This window comes from Pseudanabaena sp. FACHB-1998 (genome assembly GCF_014696355.1).
Lineage (GTDB): Bacteria > Cyanobacteriota > Cyanobacteriia > Pseudanabaenales > Pseudanabaenaceae > Pseudanabaena.
Window position 1 is genome coordinate 1 of the sequence record NZ_JACJQA010000029.1, and the last position, 18,537, is coordinate 18,537.

Genomic DNA, 18,537 nt, shown 5'->3' on the forward strand with positions numbered 1-18,537 from the left:
GGGGATTACCATTGGCTCAGGCTCGGTTGAATCGACAATTAAGCAGATTGGTCGTCGGGTCAATATTTCAGGCGCTCAGTGGAACCAAAAAAATGTCTCTCAAGTTTTGAAACATCGTTGCGCTTATCTCAATGGCTATTTCTATTCTCCTAAGTATATTTTCTCACTGCCTAATTGAGATGCTCCCTTGAGAGATTCACTATTATAGGCAATACGGATAGTAGCAATCTAGTTTTTTTGTGCAACATAAAACTAAACGCAAACATTAAATTTTGAGATTACAATAAATTTTTGAGATACAAATACTAGTAAGCCCTAAAAGTATTATGACATTAATAATTACTGATGAACCAGTTCCACTCAAAACCGACACCGATGGCGTAGTGCGCGTTGGCAAAACCCGCGTCACCCTTGATATAGTCATCAAAACCTTTCAGAATGGCGCAACGGCTGAAGAAATTGTTTATCGTTATCCATCCCTAAAACTAGCCGATGTCTATACCATAATTAGCTTTTACCTCAATCATCAGCAAGAAGTCGAAACATATTTACAGCAAAGGCAAAATCAAGCGCAAACCATCCGCAAAATGAACGAAACAAGGTTTGATCCTCAAGGATTGCGCGATCGATTAATTGCGCGTCAGGTAGACCAAGCTTCATGAAGTTCCTAGCTGATGAAAACTTCGATAACACAATTATCAGAGGGTTGCTCCGCCGTAAGCCAGATGTTGACGTAGTTAGTGTTCGAGATATTGGCTTAGCAGGAGAGGATGATCCGACCGTACTAGAGTGGGCAGCCCAAGAAAATCGTATACTTTTAAGTCATGATGTTGCGACGATAACCCGCTATGCCTATGAGCGCATTGCCGCAGGTCAACCCATGACGGGAGTTATTGAAGTTACGTTTGATGCTCCTATTGGACGAGTAATTGAAGATCTTTTAGTCATTTTGGATTGTAGTCTCGAAGGGGAATTGGAAGGACAAATCTACTATCTTCCTTTATGATTAGCGAAATTTACGCAAAATACATTTAAGCAATCAGGAGTTTTATATGTCCCCGATCGCACTTTCAACTCCAACAACAACTAAAAAAATCTGGACAGATGCTGAACTAATGGCATTAACAGATGGGAAATGTTATGAGCTTGTTAATGGAGAACTAATTGACATGGGAAATTCAGGAGCCTTACATGGATATACTTGTAGTCTTCTCGTTATGGCTCTGATGAATTACATCTTACCTAGAGAACTGGGAATTATTCTCGACTCTAGCACAGCCTTCACGATGAAAAATGGTAACAAGCGATCGCCTGATATTTCCTTTGTATCTAGAGACAAGTTAAAAGGCTTAACTGAATTGCCTGATGGCTTTCTAGATGGCTCACCTGACTTAGCGATTGAGGTTCTCTCACCCAACAACACGATCGCTGAAATCGATCAAAAAATTGTGGAATATTTCGAGAATGGCTCACGCTTAGTTTGGGTGATCAATCTGAAATTGCGTTATGTTTTAGTCTATCGCTCAGCCCAAGAACCCGATCGCCTACTCAAGCAATCCGATTCTTTAGATGGTGAAGATGTTATTGCTGGTTTTGCAATGCCATTGTCGGAACTATTTCAAAAGCTATCATTTTGAATATGATGCAATCCTAGATCGGTAAGAGTGGAGTGTTGTTTAGAAAGCGATCGCTGGTACGTCATGGGTTGGAGACGACCAATAAGCTATGACAGGCGATCTTCCAACGCTTTACGCTCAATCTCAAGCTAAGAAATCTTTTGAAAAACTTGCAAAGCAAGTTTTTCAAAAGATTTCTTGTAGTTCGTCTGATCGGTAATTGCTGTAAGAAGGCTAAGCTCACAGTATTTCCTAAAAAGAAGCATTCTCTAAACTTAATTACGAGTTACCACTGCTTCTACATGGGCAGTTTTGATAGATCGATCATCACCCTTATTCTCTACCGAGGCGATCGCCCAACGTAATGGTTCTCCCTGTTTAGCTAGTTCTTGTTCGACAGTTTTAGCGATCGCTTCTTGATTCTCGTTAATCTCAATTTCCGCAGTAATAAAGTGGGTGGTCATAGTATTTAGGTTGTAATTTTCTGTAATTGTATAGCAAAAGTTTACCTAGAAGAGAATAGCGGTGCTTCGCACCGCTATTCTCTTCTAGGTAAACTTTTGCTATCGATCCTTGCAATCGCTTTGCCAAACGACGATTACACTTTGGAGTTTGTTTAGAAGTGCCACGGTCACATCCGCCCTTAAGCAAAAGACATTTTGATGCCTCCCGCAGGGGCTAGGGTTACACCTCGACGCTTGGGTTTGACAGGCTTTGTCTCCGATAGTTCCAGATTATAGTGGGAAAGAATGGTAGCGAGAATTATTTTCATTTCAAATTGGGCGAGGGCTTCGCCAACACAGCGCCTCACACCGCCGCCAAAGGGCATAAACTCATAGGGAGAAAATTGTCGTTCTAAAAATCGTTCGGGTCGAAATTGGTGCGGATTAGGATATAAATCTTCCCGTTGATGTAAGAGATAAATACAACCAATTACAATTGTTTTAGGATCGATGGGATATCCCAATATTTCTACAGGCTCCTCAACCATTCGCGGAAAAGTCAACATCGCCACAGGATGAATGCGTAGACTCTCATTACAAACTGCGGTCAGATAAGGTAATCGGAAAATGCTCATCCAATCCGTAGAATCACTTACAGATTTTAATTCTTGTAATAACTTCTCTTTGACTTCAGGGGAGCGATAAATCCAGTATAAAGCCCAAGTAACTGCTGTAGCTGTAGTTTCATGCCCTGCAATCAATAAAGCCATTAATTCATCATGAAGTTCTTGGTCAGACATGCCTTTTCCTTCTTCATCAACCGATGAGAGCAGCATTGACAGAATATCCGTTTGCTCAGGATTGTGATTAGCGCGGCGTTCGGCAATTTCGGTATAGATGATCTCATCAATCTGATTTCTCAACCTCACAAATTTTCCCCAAGGACTCCAAGAGCCGAGATCTTTTTGTAATGCAGGAAAAAATAGAGCAATAGAAGTTAATGGCGAGGTGAACAGCTCGGTCATTTCAGATAAAAGGCTACTCAATTTAGAAAAGCGAGCGCCTTCATGTAAGCCGAATACCGTCTGTAAAATAACCTGCAAAGATACATTCTGCATCACAGAGCGAACGATAAAATCTCCATTGCTACTACTTGCCTTGAGATTATCTAAAGCTTTGATCGTGAGGTCAAATATTAGCTGTCCATAGTTCTGCATTCGCGAGCCATGAAAGGCGGGCATTACCATCTGTCTCCGTTTTTTGTGGCGATCGCCTTCGATGGTAAATATCGATGAATTGCCGACAAATGGTCTTAATATTCCATTTAGTTCCCCGGGGGCGCTAAATTGTTTGCGATCGCTGGTTAAAATCTGTTGAATTGATTGGGAATCATTCACAAATATGAGTGAAGTCCCAAAACCAACAATGCTAGCCGTAAAAATATCTGGATATTGCCGAGCCGCACTTTGCATATAACCTACAGGGTCAAATACCCATCTAACTTGCTGCAAAAGGGAATAGGAATTGATGGGGTTGATTGCTTGATGCATATTGTCTGGCTAACGGCTATACAAATATTGTAATTGCTCAATCTCGGAAAATTGATAAAAAGGGAAAGCAGCACTATAAAAAAGGGCTGCCCTTCGCGGTGCCCTTTTTTATAGTGCAAGATGTGGCGTGGGCTTTGCCCGCGCCACATCTACCCAATTAACTAAACTTACTAAGAATGAAAAATCAACTAATTCTTCATTCTTAGTTGCCCATCGAGTGTGTTTTCTTTGTATATTGGAAACTGCGTTAACCAAATTCTCAAAAACATTAAAATATCAGAATATAGTGGATATACTGCGATCGCTGCCTATCGGACTTTATCTCGAACAGCCAATTACTTGGTTGCATCGCCTTGATCCACGCATCAAATTGTTTGGATTACTCACGTTTTTATTAACGCCAATCCAAGCTAACTATATCTGGCGGATCGCGATCGCTGTTTTTCTGATAGTGTTGACCCTTATTTCTAAAATCCCGATGCGGGTCTGGAAGCAACAAATGGGGATTTTGTTGTTACTCGCTTTTATGACCCTCGCGATCGCTACGATCTCTCCCGACGGATTTAATGCGACTGTGCAGCCACGTCGCCCCATTCCTGAAATAAATGTTGCCCCAGATAAAGTGCAGGTGACCCCACCGCTTACAATCAAGCTGCCCCAGCCAACTACCTATAGCTATGTAATTTGGAAAGCAGGAAGCATTACCGTTACCCGCCGTTCCGTTGATCTAGGAATACGAGTCTGCACCTTAATTTTCACCTATCTCTATGCGCCCACTCTATTTCTATTAGTAACGGCTCCTGAAGAAATTACCGCCGCGATCGCCTCCGTATTTTCGCCTTTAAAACTCCTCAAAGTTCCTGTTGTGGAAATTGTCTTAACTCTGACTTTAGCGTTGCGCTTTGTCCCGCTAGTTCTCGAAGAAGTGCAAAATCTGGTTAGAGCCATGCGTACCCGTTCTATTAATTGGAAGAAATTAGGCTTTAAACGCACTACCCAAATTTGGCTAATTCTAGCAGAGCGATTAATCGACAATCTATTTATTCGTGCCGAACAAACTGCTAGCGCGATGCAAGTACGTGGTTTCACTACTCCCAATACCCATCTTGTGATTTGGAACCCCCTTAAATTATTTCCTCGCGATATTATTTTTTTAATTCTCTTAGTGGGGCTATGGGGTGTAAGAATTTGGCTCGGCAATGAAGTGTAATATCAAAACAGAAAATGGCTACGACATTTTCTGTTTTGATATAAATTCTTATTCCACGCGATAGCCAAGATCGGATAGTTGAAAACGGGACGATCGCCATTTAGGTTGTACTTTTACAAAGATTTCTAAATGGACAGAACCCATAATTAATTTCTGCATTTGCTGCCTTGCTTGAGTGCCAATCTCTTTGAGCATTTGCCCCTTCTTGCCAATCAAAATCCCCTTTTGCGAATCTCTTTCTACATGGACAGTTGCCATGACTCTAGTGATTTTCGGCTGCTCATCCACTTGATCAATACTGACTGCAACCGAGTGGGGGATTTCTTCACGGGTCAGTAAGAGAATCTGCTCACGAATTAATTCGCCCATAATAAATCGCTCAGGCTGATCGGTAACCAGATCGGGAGGGTAATAGTAGGGGCCAAGAGGCAGGCGATCGCACATCATTGCTTGTAAAGCTTCTAAGCCTTCGCTCGTGACAGAGGAAAATTGAGCCGCTTGCCATCCATGTTCTGTGGCAAAGCTTTCGTAGCTGGCGATGATATTTTCGGCATTTTCGCCCAGCATATCAATTTTATTGATACCCAGAATTGTCGGAACCTTGCTCTGTAAAATGGTTTCCGCCACAAAGCGATCGCCTGTCCCCATCGGTACACTACCATCGACTACTAAAACTGTGGCATCGACGGAAGAAATTGCGCCAATCGCATTTCTGACAATGGTTTGCCCCAGTAAATGATGAGGCTTATGAATACCAGGAGTATCTACTAAGACGATTTGGGCTTCGGGTAAAGTCAAAATACCCCGTAATCGGTTGCGGGTAGTCTGCGCGACGGGCGAGGTAATCGCTATTTTTTGACCAATGAGAGCATTGAGCAAAGTTGACTTACCCACATTAGGTCGTCCGACTAGAGCCACAAAGCCCGATTTAAAACCTTCGCCCGATGCTGGAATCATGATTATTGGAGAGCATTTTATTGAGATAGGAAATAATTATACCCTGCAATAAATTGAGACACTCCAACGCTTATTTTGGATGGTTTCGCTTATCTATAGCGGTTGTCATTTTTGTTAGAGCCCAAAACCAGAAGACGAGTTGCGCCGCAACTCGTCTTCTGGTTTTGGGCTCTAATCTCCCTAAGGATTTGTGCGCCGCTTCGCACCGCACAAATCCTTGGAGGGAAGTGAGTAAACGGTATAACGCCTACTTTTGGTCAGAGGCGTTATGCTATGCATAAGAAAGAATCTTGCTTAAAACTTTATAAAGTTTAGTACAATACTTAACATTCTCCTTGGTAAGTATTTAGACTCATTGACATGACATTAGACCAATTTCCTTGGCTTACCGCGATTGTCCTGCTCCCACTCATAGCTTCCTTACTAATCCCCATATTGCCAGACAAAGAAGGCAAAACTGTGCGTTGGTATGCATTAGGTGTAGGCATCGCTGATTTTATTTTGATGTGCTACGCCTTCTGGAAAAACTATGATCCGAGCAGTGCAACCTTCCAACTCGCGGAAAAGTACACATGGATACCCCAGTTAGGTCTCAGTTGGGCGGTCTCGGTCGATGGCATCTCTGCACCCTTAGTACTACTTGCAGGACTTGTTACAACGCTCTCCATCTTCGCTGCGTGGCAGGTTAATATCAAACCCCGCTTGTTCTACTTCCTCATGTTGGTGCTGTACTCTGCACAGATCGGCGTATTTGTTTCCCAAGATCTCCTGATGTTTTTCATCATGTGGGAGGTAGAACTGATTCCTGTATATCTGCTCGTCTCAATTTGGGGTGGACAAAAACGCCAGTACGCAGCCACAAAATTCTTACTTTATACTGCCGCCGCTTCGATTTTTATCTTGGTTGCAGGCTTAGCCATGGCGCTCTATGGCGGCGATAGCCCTACCTTTGATATTGCGGAGCTAGCCCTTAAGGAATTTCCTCTTGCCCTAGAGCTTCCGCTTTATGCAGGTTTGTTAATTGCTTTTGGTGTTAAGTTGGCAATTTTTCCGTTGCATACTTGGCTGCCCGATGCCCACGGTGAAGCATCTTCACCTGTTTCGATGATTTTAGCTGGGGTGCTACTTAAAATGGGCGGATATGGATTAATCCGCTTGAATATGGGATTGCTGGAACATGCTCATGTTTACTTCGCACCCGTATTAGCAATGTTAGGTGTAGTCAATATTGTTTACGGGGCTGTGAATTCCTTTGCCCAAACCAATATGAAACGCCGCCTTGCATTCTCGTCGGTTTCCCATATGGGCTTTGTCCTGATTGGGATTGCATCCTTCACGGACTTGGGAATCAGTGGGGCAATGCTACAAATGATTTCGCACGGCTTGATTGCCTCCGTTTTGTTCTTCCTCGCGGGTGTTACCTACGATCGCACCCATACAATGTTGTTGAACGAGATGGGCTATATCGGTAAGGTCATGCCTAAGGTATTCGCCCTATTTACGGTGGGAGCTTTAGCATCCCTTGCTCTTCCCGGAATGAGTGGTTTTGCTAGTGAAATCGCTGTCTTTGTGGGGCTTACCTCTAGCGATGTCTATAGCTCTACCTTCCGCACGGTAACTGTATTTCTTGCCGCCGTGGGTGTAATTCTTACGCCGATTTATTTGCTCTCGATGTTGCGTCAGATTTTCTACGCCTGTGAGGGCAATCCTACCTGTGATATCAATCCTTCCTGCGATATTTCCGATATCAGCCTCAAGTCTCAAGGCAATCAAGATGTAGTTTGTTTCGGTACAAGTTGCGTTTTGCCTAGTGAAGCTGATTTTAGTGATGCGCGACCTCGCGAAGTATTTATTGCCGTTTGCTTTTTAGTACCAATCATTGCGATCGGTGCTTATCCGAAGATGGCGACCAATATTTATGATGCGACGACTGTGGCGATTAATACGCAGATGCGGCTTGCCCATAATCAATTTGCCGAATCTAAAAATTCGCCACTTCTTGCAAAGAAGGCTCAAAAATCCCCTTTGCTATCTGAAGTAAAGGGAAATATGGTTTTAGCAAATAAGCTCTAAAAATTTAAGCTTTGCTGAGTGCATAAACTCTAAAAAATAAGTGGCGGCGCTTCGCGCCGCCACTTATTTTTTAGAGTTTGGAAGCGCACTAAGGTGCGCTTTTTTTGTCTTAATTGCGGCGAACTCTCGGTACTTGGCGCGTTGATAGATCGCTCTCATCGAGGATTTGTTTGACTTGAGGCAGGGCTAAAACTACCTGCACATCCGCAACTAAGCGATCGCCCCAGAGATTTTCTACTAGGTAGGAAATTTTGCCATAACGAGGATCGATTTTCATGGCTTTAACGGCTAGTTCCAGACCCTTTTCGCGATCGCCTTTACGATAAAAAGCAGTTGCTAAGGCGAGGGTCGGCTCGGCGGCAAGGAACTCAATTTTTTCAGCTTGCTTAAGAGAATTTTGCCACTTAGCGATCGCCTGATCGACATTGCCCCGTTCATACTCCACCAGCCCAATGTTATTTGTAGCTGCCCAAAACTTGTTGTCTAGAGTCAGCACATCATTAAAAATATTCACAGCCTCCTCGTAACGCTTTGTCAAAAAGTAGGCATTGCCTAAATCAAACAGTGCAGTTGCCGCCTTCGGCTCGATGCTTAACCCCTTTTTGAGATTGTTAATCGCTTCAGGATAGTTTTTGTTACGAAGATAAGCCGCCCCGAGGCTAAATAAAATCGTCGGCTCATCTTTTTTTAGATTGAGCGCAAGTTGGAGAGAAGCGATCGCTTCAGGATATTTTTCTTTGCGGAGGTAAATACTGCCGAGAATGCCCTGAGTTTGAAATGCTCTGGGTGCTAGCTGGGCAGCTAGTCGCGCACGCGGCAAGGCTAAATCATACTGCTCAAATTGAGCAAGCTGGGCTGCTTCTCTAGCCAAGTTGAGCGCTTGCTCTTCTAAATTGCCAAAATTAATTCTTGTGGTGTGGGGTAGAAGAGCTTGAGCGCGTAATGGAGAGGCTCCAACGCTGACAGAAGCGAGAATTGCAAGCAACCAAATTCGATGACGCACAGGTCTAACTCTTACCAATTGTGAATGTAGTGTGATTGTATTTCAAATGATAGCGCTTCTTTATCAAATCCGACTTACTCCCAAAACTAAAAATAGCGTAGCTATTTTTAGTTTTAAAAAACCTTACTGGGTTTAATTTTTAATTCACGAAAGTGTGATACTCCTTTCCCAGCCTAAAAATAGACCTTAAAACCCAAGGCTGAGCTGTGCGGCGCAAAGCACCGCACAGCTCAGCCTTGGGAAGGGAGTATCACTTTCGTGAATTGGTATTAGAAGCCCAAAAAGTTGAATGGGGCTTAGTCCCATTCAACTTTTTGGGCTTTTCAGCGTTTTTGAGTAGCGATGATTGCTAGAATAACGCTAGAATTTTGTTTGATTAATTAATCATATTTAAGAAAACAGCTATGGACTTTGTAACTTCTGCTTTTTCGAGCATTAACTTTCAGTTAATTTTTCAATTGACCTGCTTAGCTTTGATCGTTATTTCTGGCCCCGTTATCATCTTTTTACTATCGGCTGGTGGCGGAGATATGTAATCTCTCAAGTCCAAAAAACAAAAAGAGAGCGCATTGCGCTCTCTTTTTGTTTTTTGGACTTGAGAGATTTATTGCTGTGGTCACTTACCCAAGAAGCGCCGCCACTCGCTTCTTGGGTTTTGGGATTAAGCAGTGGCGATGCGGTTGTATATGTTGCTAACGAAATCTAAAAAGAAGCGATCGCCTTGGAGCGCCTTGAAGGTTTTTTGACAAAGATTTTGGATGGCGTTGACTGTGGCAGGATTATTACTGATTGCGCCTTGAGGTTGCTGTTCTAGGTATTCCACAAAGCTAGTGCCGCCAATATGGGTGAGGTAGGCAGCCGTGATGGCTTGCATGGAACCACCGATCGCGTAGGTGAGGGCATTGACCTTAAAGAAAGAGGCGATCGCCGAGGTGGCAATTTCGATGCAACCTAGTTGTAGTAATTGTTGAGCAATGATCAGGGCTAATTGTTGCGCTTGCTTAAAATTGAGGGGGCGATCATAGACCTTGGCAAGATCGATCAACATTTGCGTATTAATGGCGGCTCCCGCTAGCACATCAAGGGCAGGAATCGGATTGGCAAACACCGTAGAAGCGGCTAGTAATTGGTAACGATTAATAATTGTGGCAGCATCTTGGCGGCGTTCTTGATTAATCGTGCCATTAATTTCCTGTAATAGTCTCTCAATCTGAAGCTGGGTATTGCGAATCAGCAGATCCTCCCACTCGTTCGATAGGATATTTTCGATGCGCTCTTTTAAAGCAGAAATATCAGACGGTAGTTCTTCCCACCATTCTTGAACTGCGGCTTTATTGTCAGTGCTATCGGCATTGGCATATTGACGGACTTTGATCGGACTAGGCTGGGCGGCGATCGCCACAATATCGGCTTCAGCGAGAAATGTCTCGGTACGCTCTTTGAGCTTTTGCAATACCTGTGCGTGATCGCTTGGCAAATACAAATCCGTCTTATTAAAGGCTAAAATTACGCGCTTACCCAATCCCGCAAGGCGATCGAGTTCGCGATATTCCGTATTAGTCAAATCTCCTGCCGTTACAAAGATCATCAGGTCAGAGTTTTGGGCTAACGCGATCGCCTCTAGTTCCCGTTGCTGACCGAGCGCTCCCATTTCTTGGGTTCCAGAGCTATCTAATAGCGAGATCTGTCGCTTGATTTTTAGGGCTTGATTTTTATCTAAATTTTCACCTCCCTGAATGGGATTAATTCCCACGGGCGAAAAATCAATACCTTGGAAATCATATTCCTGCTGAGATGTAGTTGTGCCGATGGTCGCCGCAGTTTTCCCCACCCTGCGCCCCAATAAAGCGTTAACTACGGATGTCTTGCCTGCGGAGCCAGTGCCGAAAATGACAATCCGAAAATGATTTTTTTGTAAATTGCTGGTAATTTGTTCGGCTTGAGTGCTTAAGGATTGACGTTTGCTTGGCTCGGCAATTTTGGCGATCGCTTTTTGAGCTTTTTGTAATTCTTTAAAGAGGTAGCTGCGATCAATTACTTCAGGTTGATCGATTACTGTGGCAAAACTCTGACGCACGTTGCTAAATAGCAAAGTCCCCCCAACCATTAGCGTTGTTAAGCTCAGCACATGCCAATCATGTTCTAAGGAAAACAGCGCATTAGCGATCGCCGCAACCCCGACAACCCCTAAGCCTAAAAATAAATTTTTGGGCAAATGTTTGCTAGATAAGACTGAGCGCGAGTTAAGCATTCACAAGGTACTCTTAAAAATTTAATATCGAACATTTTAAACTGTCAGCATTCACTATAGCCATATAGCCATGCTAAATGGTGTGAAGAATCCCCACCTATTTTGGGTGGGGATTCTTCACACCATTTAGAGGAAAGCCTATAAATAGTTCAAATAAATTAAAAAAAGCTGGCTTCGCAAGCTTTTTTTAATTTATTTGGGTTTTAAGAATGTGCAAAGTGCTGGATGCCATGCTGAAAACCTCAAATTCACCTTCATAATGAGATCTGTAGATTCTCAATGCTAGTTTTATATCTAGTTTCATATCAAGGCAAATGCTAAACGGAACGAATATTTTTTTGATAGGGATGATGGGGGCTGGCAAAAGTACTGTCGGCAAAACGATCGCTCAAAAAATTAGCTACAACTTTGTGGATACCGATCCCTTGATTGAGAAATGTGCAGGCAAATCAATTTCTGATATTTTTGCCGACGATGGTGAAGAATCCTTTCGTAATCTTGAACAGCAAGTACTTTCTCAGGTTTCGGCATATACCCGTTTAGTGGTAGCCACTGGCGGCGGGATCGTGTTGCGATCGCTAAATTGGTCGCATTTACACGATGGCATTGTGGTGTGGATCGATGTTCCTGTCGAGATTTTATACGATCGCCTCAAAACTGAATCCGACCATCGCCCCCTTCTCCAAACCGAAAATCCTTTACAGCGCGTCCGCGATCTCTACGACCAAAGGCGCGATCGCTATGCCCAAGCTGACCTGTCGATCGTAGTTAATGCTAACGAAACTCCTACGCAAGTAAGCGATCGGCTGCTAGAGATGCTCCAGACCCGTATTGAGCTTGATCGCCTTAAAAAAGAACCCTAAGAGATTTTTAGAAAATGTTGGTTTGCAACACTTTCTAAAAATCTCTTGTTATAGGTTTAAGTGCAAAGCTTTGTAAGTTTGCGATCGGAAACTTAGGAATGCTAAGATACCACTTTCAGATTGACTGAAAGTGGCTTCGCATAAGCTTATTAAAAACTGTGCAAGTGGAACAAGAGTGCTTTGATCGACATCAAGACTCCTAAAAGTTGGGACTAACCGAAAATCTTAGTGCTGATATGACACAATCACCCCCTTCTCGCATACCATCCATAGACACCCACGCTACGATTGATGTGATTGCAGAGAGTGAATTTCCATCTGCCAAGCACAGCAACCCAGCTCCCGCTTCGTCTTTTTCGGCTAAATCTGAGGTTAGTTCTAGCGCCCTAGCCGTAACTTCAGGCGGAAACTTTGCCTCCGTGCTAGCCCCATTAACACCTGAAAAATTTAGCCAAGTTGTTAATGATGTTGAGCAAAGACTGCGGATCGTCAATCAAACCCTCGGTATGCTCAACACCGATTTTGATGTCATCCTCGATGAAATGCTCCAAGCAATTCGGGGCAAGATTGGCGAACTCCTATCGGCTGATCGCACCACGATTTTTTTATTAGATGCCGATAAAAATCAACTCTGGACAAATGTACCCAGCGAAGACGGCAAAAACATTGAAATTCGGATTTCTACTGAGCCGACCAGCATTGCAGGTGAAGTCGCCACCTACGGGCGCACCGTCAATATTCCCTACGATTTTTTTGATGATCCGCGATCGTCACAGGCAAAAAAGCAATTTGAGCGCACAGGCTATCGCACCTACACCATGCTCGCTATGCCCCTATTGAACGACAACGATCAACTAGTGGCGGTAGTTCAACTGATTAATAAATTACGGATTAACGATAATTCCTTACCTCTCGAAGATCGGGTTGACAATATCGGCTTTACCGAAGAAGACCAAGCCCTATTTGCTCAGTTTGCCCCTTCGATGCGGCTAATTTTAGAAAGCTCACAGGCTTTTTATTCGGCAGCCCAAAAGCAACGCGCTGCCGATGCCTTGATGAAAGCTGCCATGTCCCTCGGACAAAGTTTGGATCTCGAAACTACCTTAAAGAAGGTAATGGAAGAAGCCAAACTATTAATGAATGCCGATCGCAGTACGTTGTGGTTAATTGATCGCGATCGCAATGATCTCTGGACACAAATTGTTAATCACGATGGCACAACTAAAGAATTGCGCGTACCAATGGGCGTGGGCTTTGCGGGGCGTGTAGCCATCACAGGCGAAGTCTTGAATATTCCCTTTGACCTGTACGATCATCCCGATGCCGATAACTCCAAAAAATTCGATCAGGCGAATGGCTATCGCACCTGTAGCCTTCTCTGTATGCCCATTTACAACTCCAACAAAGAACTAATTGGCGTAACCCAACTAGTCAACAAAGTTCAGCGTGGGGAGTTTCCTGAATACGATCCGATGACTTGGCCGACCGCCCCTAATCGCTTCAAAGCAAGCTTTAATAGCAATGATGAAGAATTCATGAAAGTCTTCAACGTGCAAGCAGGGGTGGCTCTAGAAAATGCCAAACTGTTCGCCAAGGTGAAGCAAGAACAGCAGATGCAGAAGGATATCTTGCGAAGCCTATCCGATGGCGTAATCTCCACCGATAAGCATGGCAAGATTATCGCCGCTAATGAACGCGCCTATGACCTGCTAGGAGTTGGTGAATCACTCTTAGAAGGGCAATCGGTCTATGAACTGATTAATATAGAAACTGCAAATTTCTCCAAATGGTTTGACACGAGTTTGGATGGAAATGATGATAAAAGTCGCAAGCAATATTATCCCGACCAAACTTTGCGTTCTACCGATGGAGCGCAACATAGTATCAATATTTCCATTAACACCATGTCCGAAGGCGATGAGGGTGAGGGTGTGCGGGGTGCACTGGTAGTAATGGAAGATATCAGCCAAGAGAAACGCCTCAAGAGTACGATGTATCGCTACATGACCCAAGAGCTTGCAGAGCAGCTTTTAGCGGGCGGTGATGCCAAAATGGGTGGCGATCGCAAAGAAGTTTCGGTTCTCTTTTCCGATATTCGGAGCTACACCACACTGACCGAATCCCTTGCGGCGGAAGATGTGGTAATGATGCTCAACGAATACTTTGAAACGATGGTAGAGGCAGTTTTTAATTATAAAGGTACTCTCGATAAGTATATCGGTGATGCCATTATGGCGGTGTTCGGCTCACCCTTACCCATTCCCGATCATGCATGGATGGCAGTACAAACTGCTCTGGATATGCGTCATCGTCTCAGGGAATTTAATGTCAAGCGACTCGAAAAGCTTAAGCCCGTTACCCAAAAAGAGATTGATATGGCAACAATCAAAATTGGAATTGGGATTAATTCGGATACGGTGATTAGTGGCAATATTGGTTCTACTCGGCGCATGGAATTTACGGCGATCGGTGATGGAGTAAACCTTGGCTCCCGCCTCGAGGGTGCGAGTAAGCAATATGGGACGGACGCGATTATTAGCGAAACGACCTACAAACTTTGTGGCGATCGCCTTTGGGTGAGGGAGCTTGATCGGATTCAAGTTAAGGGCAAAAATCAACCCGTCAGTGTCTATGAGCTGATCGGCTTGCAGTCTGAAAAACTAGATAGCACCCAAGCCAAAATCATTGAGCATTACCATACTGGACGGGAGCATTATCTCACTCGCCGCTTTAGTAAAGCCGTCGCCGAGTTTGCGGAAGTCCTAGAAATCGATAGCCATAACAAGGCTGCCAATATTCATATCACCCGTTGTCAGCACTTCCTTCTCAATCCTCCCGAAGATGATTGGGATGGTGTCTGGAGAATGACCGAAAAATAAAGTAATGGGCGGCGCTTCGCGCCGCCCAGCCTAACCATATAATAAATACTTTCTAGGACTACCTCGCTAACTGAGTGATAACTTTAAGGTAAAGTAGTCAATACTTAAATTTAACGTCAGTTTGACGAGGGTGTCAGGTAATGACAGGTGTGATCGATCTGAAGGCAAAATCTTCCCTTAATGTCGGTTTGTTATTTGGTGGACAGTCGGGCGAGCATGATGTCTCCATTACATCGGCAAAAGCGATCGCCTCAGCGCTCTATCAAAACCCTCGTTATCAAGTCCAACCCTTTTACATTCAGCGAGATGGTACATGGCGGAGTCCCGATGTATCGAAGCAGGTTTTAGACTCTGGCAAAGCTTTGCCAGATGCAGAGTTACTAAATAAGGCTGCCTTTTTCCTGCCAACAGAAGTACAGCAAATAGATTTATGGTTTCCCGTTCTGCACGGCCCCAACGGTGAAGATGGCACTGTGCAAGGACTATTGCAACTCATGCATAAACCCTATGTGGGAAATGGGGTACTTGCCTCATCGGTGGGTATGGATAAGATCGCCATGAAAGCGATTTTTGCTAATGCTGGGCTGCCGCAGGTTAAATATGTGGCGCTCAATCGCTGGCAATGGCAACAGGATGAACTGGAGTGGAGTGAGCATATTGAAGCCACCCTTGGTTACCCTTGCTTTGTCAAGCCGTCTAATCTCGGTTCATCGGTGGGGATTTCTAAGGTTCGCGATCGCCAACAGTTAAAAGAGGCGATCGCTAGCGCTACTAGCTACGATCCACGCATCATCATCGAGCAAGGCGTAACTGCTCGCGAAATTGAATGTGCGGTTCTCGGTAACGAGCAGCCCCAAGCCTCAGCGATCGGTGAAATTACTTTCACTAGCGATTTCTACGATTATGAAACTAAGTACACAGCAGGTAAGGCGGATCTGATTATTCCCAGCCTGTTACCTGATCATGTAACCCAAGCCGTGAAATCAATGGCGGTAAAAGCTTTTCAAACTGTAGCGGGTTCTGGTTTAGCAAGAGTCGATTTCTTCTATGTCGAAGCAACAGGAACAGTATTAATCAATGAGATTAATACTTTCCCCGGATTTACCGCGTTGAGTATGTATCCCAAGCTCTGGGAATATTCAGGAATTCCTTTCACAGAACTCTGCGATCAACTGGTGGAGTTAGCGTTAGAACGATATAGCTGAATATTATAGAGAGACTGCAATTCTATTACGGTTTTTCTATTCCTCAAATTGCCAGCGATCTTTAGATGCATCTTCGTCGAAGAAACGCTTAGGGCGTAGAGTTAACGTCACTTTGCCGAGAATTTGGACATTGGGTTGCGCTTCAAACCACGCAAACTGGAGATTACCATCTTCCCCAGCGATCGCATAGTAGCTATTTTCATCCCAATCACGTTCGGCGCGATCGACTAATACTAAAACATCCTCAGCGCGATCGCGAAGGGAGCTAAGTACCTCTTGATTGATGGTCTGCTGCAAAGTATCGGTAGTGCAAGCCACAATCACGCCATCTTCGGCTTGATGCACAACAAACCACCCCGGCAGAGTTGCCCAAGTAGCCTCACTAGTGGAATGAACTATCCCAAAAGGAGCAAGTTCCGCTAATTGGGGAACTGCTAGAAACTGCTCAACCGATAAGGGCAAATTCCCTGCTACAGGCAAAATGCGCGGAATATTATCTTCACCGTCATAGCGGAAATTAGGAAGACTCGGCGCTTTTTTCTTAGCTGGGGATGCCATATTCATCAGCAGTTGCTCGATCGCTATTCTGGCTTTTTCGCTATGGGCAAAACGCAAACCTCTCGCAATCAATCTCGTGCGTTCTTGGGGTTCCAATTTACCTTGAGAGGCTTTGAGAATTTGCAACACCACTGCGTCTCCCGGATGGCGAGTAAATCCTTCGGGCAAATTTGCTGCCAACGAAGCTTCTTTAAGCGCTTTAACGACATCCTTTGTTTCTAATACATCAAGATTCTTTTCAAGGGCAAAGGTTGCCATAGTCACTCGTTCGGATTGATTAAGTACGCGCAACTCATTGAGAATATCACTACCCTTTTGCTCAAAGTGAGCTAACACAATATCTGTAGCTTTTCCTGCTTGGAGACTGGCATAGACTTGAGAGGCAACCACAATCTGATTTTGTTGAATTGGTTCAAAGCCAGTATTTTCAAAAATTGCAAGGGAATTCTCTCCCATTTTTTGCAGCATTTGACAAGCAATTCCCCATTGAACCCAAGTTCCTTCCTTATGGCGTAAGAGTCTCAATAATCCTTCAGAGTCAGTGGGAAGTGTTTCTACAGGGATTGGCATAGTTGTTATAAATTTAATTAAAATAAAAAGTTAAATAGAGAGTGCTCAGCACTCTCTATTTAACTAAGCAGCGACTTTTTTATGTTCGCGCATGGAGTTTACAAAACGTTCAAATAGATAATCAGCATCGTGAGGTCCAGGGCTAGCTTCGGGGTGATATTGCACCGAGAAGATTGGTAGAGTTTTATGCTCCAAGCCTGCAACAGTACGATCATTAAGATTAATGTGAGTCAACATGGCGGGAGAAGTTTCAAAGGATTCGCCTGTGAGGGCAAAGCCATGATTTTGACTGGTGATTTCCACACGGCGATCGGCATTCTCAGCTTGGTTTTGGGCGGGTTGATTAAGTCCACGATGACCAAACTTAAGTTTGAAGGTATCACCACCCATTGATAAGCCCAGAATCTGATGCCCTAAGCAAATACCAAACATGGGCTTATCAGAAGCTAACAAAGCCTTAGCAGTGTCGATACCTTGAGTAACAGCCGCAGGATCTCCCGGCCCGTTAGAAAGGAAGATGCCATCGGGGTTGTAGGAAAGGATTTTTTCGGCAGGAGTGTCGGCAGGTACAACGATGACGCGGCAGCCATAGCTGGCAAGACGACGTAAAATATTCCGCTTTACGCCAAAGTCGATCGCTACAACGGTCAGTGCTTCACCTGTTAATTGGGCTGGTTCCACAAATTCCCATTCTGAAATGGTTTTTTCCGTCCATTCATAGATGCGATCGGTGGATGCTTCTTGTGCTAGGTTTTGACCTTGCATCGAGGGAGCCGCCTTAACCTTCGCAAGCAGGACTTCAGGATCGAGAATTTCCGTAGAAATGCCACCATTCATGGCTCCAAGCGATCGCAATTTGCGAGTCAAAGCGCGAGTATCAATCCCTGCAATGCCCACGACATTATGTGCCTTGAGATAGTCGGGTAAGGACTGACGCGATCGCCAGTTGCTAGGTAAAGCCGTAATGTTACGGGCAATTACGCCGCGCACCTGTGGGCGATCAGACTCATCATCTTCAGGAGTTACGCCTGTATTACCAAGTTCGGGACAGGTGAAAGTAACAATTTGACCTCGGTAGCTGGGATCGGTCATTACCTCTTGGTAGCCAGTCATACCCGTATTAAATACCACTTCGCCGATCGCGGTTCCAGACGCGCCAAAGGCATAGCCTCGGTAACAAGTACCATCCGCCAAGACCAAAATCGCTGCTTGCTTTGTTGCCATATCTTCAAATATTCGTGCGTTAGATATCCATTGTGGACACTAGCGATCATTCTAAACGTTATCTAGGTAACAAGATCAAAAAGAAGGCTCGCGTTGCGAGCCTTCTTTTTGATCTTGTTACTTGCATGATTGTGG

16 protein-coding genes are annotated in these 18,537 nt (G+C 44.3%); 9 read left to right on the plus strand and 7 right to left on the minus strand.

Annotated elements, in window-relative coordinates:
* Positions 1-326: 326 nt before the first annotated feature.
* The 3 genes from H6F42_RS12985 to H6F42_RS12995 are packed head-to-tail and all read left to right on the plus strand — an operon-like array spanning position 327 to position 1,637.
* Complete coding sequence (locus H6F42_RS12985) at positions 327-662, plus strand: DUF433 domain-containing protein (protein ID WP_190399793.1); 336 nt, start codon at positions 327-329, stop codon at positions 660-662.
* Positions 659-1,006 carry a DUF5615 family PIN-like protein gene (locus tag H6F42_RS12990; protein WP_190399794.1) on the plus strand — a complete coding sequence of 116 codons (348 nt, stop codon included), beginning with the start codon at positions 659-661 and terminating at the stop codon, positions 1,004-1,006. Before H6F42_RS12985 ends, H6F42_RS12990 begins: the two co-directional genes overlap by 4 nt.
* A gap of 46 nt (positions 1,007-1,052) precedes the next feature.
* Positions 1,053-1,637 (plus strand): Uma2 family endonuclease, encoded by a 585-nt coding sequence (locus H6F42_RS12995; protein ID WP_190399795.1) that lies wholly within the window; start codon positions 1,053-1,055, stop codon positions 1,635-1,637.
* A 254-nt stretch (positions 1,638-1,891) separates the two neighbouring features.
* On the opposite strand, the gene H6F42_RS13000 is transcribed toward H6F42_RS12995, so the two are convergent.
* Positions 1,892-2,080: a hypothetical protein gene (locus H6F42_RS13000; protein ID WP_190399796.1), complete on the minus strand. Its 189-nt coding sequence runs from the start codon at positions 2,078-2,080 to the stop codon at positions 1,892-1,894.
* A gap of 179 nt (positions 2,081-2,259) precedes the next feature.
* On the minus strand, positions 2,260-3,609 hold the full coding sequence (locus H6F42_RS13005; protein WP_190399797.1) for a cytochrome P450: 1,350 nt from the start codon (positions 3,607-3,609) through the stop codon (positions 2,260-2,262).
* Between the two features lie 286 nt (positions 3,610-3,895).
* Between H6F42_RS13005 and H6F42_RS13010 the strand changes: the two genes are divergently transcribed.
* On the plus strand, positions 3,896-4,819 hold the full coding sequence (locus tag H6F42_RS13010; protein WP_190399834.1) for a CbiQ family ECF transporter T component: 924 nt from the start codon (positions 3,896-3,898) through the stop codon (positions 4,817-4,819).
* A 48-nt stretch (positions 4,820-4,867) separates the two neighbouring features.
* Here the strand turns inward: H6F42_RS13010 and era are convergent, their stop codons facing one another.
* Entirely contained in the window at positions 4,868-5,776 is a 909-nt protein-coding gene (gene era / locus H6F42_RS13015; RefSeq protein WP_190399798.1) for a GTPase Era, read from the minus strand.
* Positions 5,777-6,136: 360 nt separating this feature from the next.
* On the opposite strand from era, the gene H6F42_RS13020 reads away from it, so the two are divergent.
* Positions 6,137-7,849: an NAD(P)H-quinone oxidoreductase subunit 4 gene (locus H6F42_RS13020; RefSeq protein ID WP_190399799.1), complete on the plus strand. Its 1,713-nt coding sequence runs from the start codon at positions 6,137-6,139 to the stop codon at positions 7,847-7,849.
* Positions 7,850-7,958: 109 nt separating this feature from the next.
* On the opposite strand, the gene H6F42_RS13025 is transcribed toward H6F42_RS13020, so the two are convergent.
* A complete protein-coding gene (locus H6F42_RS13025) occupies positions 7,959-8,852 on the minus strand; it encodes a tetratricopeptide repeat protein (protein WP_190399800.1) in 894 nt (297 codons plus the stop codon).
* Between the two features lie 404 nt (positions 8,853-9,256).
* Here H6F42_RS13025 and H6F42_RS13030 point away from each other — a divergent pair, with 404 nt between their 5' ends.
* Positions 9,257-9,388, plus strand: coding sequence for a photosystem II reaction center protein Ycf12 (locus H6F42_RS13030; protein ID WP_190399801.1), 132 nt, complete (start codon positions 9,257-9,259; stop codon positions 9,386-9,388).
* A gap of 125 nt (positions 9,389-9,513) precedes the next feature.
* Here H6F42_RS13030 and H6F42_RS13035 read toward each other — a convergent pair whose 3' ends face one another.
* A complete protein-coding gene (locus H6F42_RS13035) occupies positions 9,514-11,103 on the minus strand; it encodes a DUF697 domain-containing protein (RefSeq protein WP_190399802.1) in 1,590 nt (529 codons plus the stop codon).
* Between the two features lie 314 nt (positions 11,104-11,417).
* On the opposite strand from H6F42_RS13035, the gene H6F42_RS13040 reads away from it, so the two are divergent.
* The 3 genes from H6F42_RS13040 (at position 11,418) to H6F42_RS13050 (ending at position 16,050) form a co-directional block, all read left to right on the plus strand.
* Entirely contained in the window at positions 11,418-11,966 is a 549-nt protein-coding gene (locus H6F42_RS13040; protein WP_190399803.1) for a shikimate kinase, read from the plus strand.
* A 236-nt stretch (positions 11,967-12,202) separates the two neighbouring features.
* Entirely contained in the window at positions 12,203-14,845 is a 2,643-nt protein-coding gene (locus tag H6F42_RS13045) for an adenylate/guanylate cyclase domain-containing protein (RefSeq protein ID WP_190399804.1), read from the plus strand.
* A 140-nt stretch (positions 14,846-14,985) separates the two neighbouring features.
* A complete protein-coding gene (locus H6F42_RS13050; protein WP_190399805.1) occupies positions 14,986-16,050 on the plus strand; it encodes a D-alanine--D-alanine ligase family protein in 1,065 nt (354 codons plus the stop codon).
* 36 nt (positions 16,051-16,086) lie between these two features.
* Here H6F42_RS13050 and H6F42_RS13055 read toward each other — a convergent pair whose 3' ends face one another.
* Positions 16,087-17,178: a RuBisCO accumulation factor 1 gene (locus H6F42_RS13055; RefSeq protein WP_190399806.1), complete on the minus strand. Its 1,092-nt coding sequence runs from the start codon at positions 17,176-17,178 to the stop codon at positions 16,087-16,089.
* Positions 17,179-17,241: 63 nt separating this feature from the next.
* Positions 17,242-18,402, minus strand: a complete 1,161-nt coding sequence (gene carA, locus H6F42_RS13060; protein ID WP_190399807.1) for a glutamine-hydrolyzing carbamoyl-phosphate synthase small subunit — start codon at positions 18,400-18,402, stop codon at positions 17,242-17,244.
* Between the last annotated feature and the right edge of the window lie 135 nt (positions 18,403-18,537).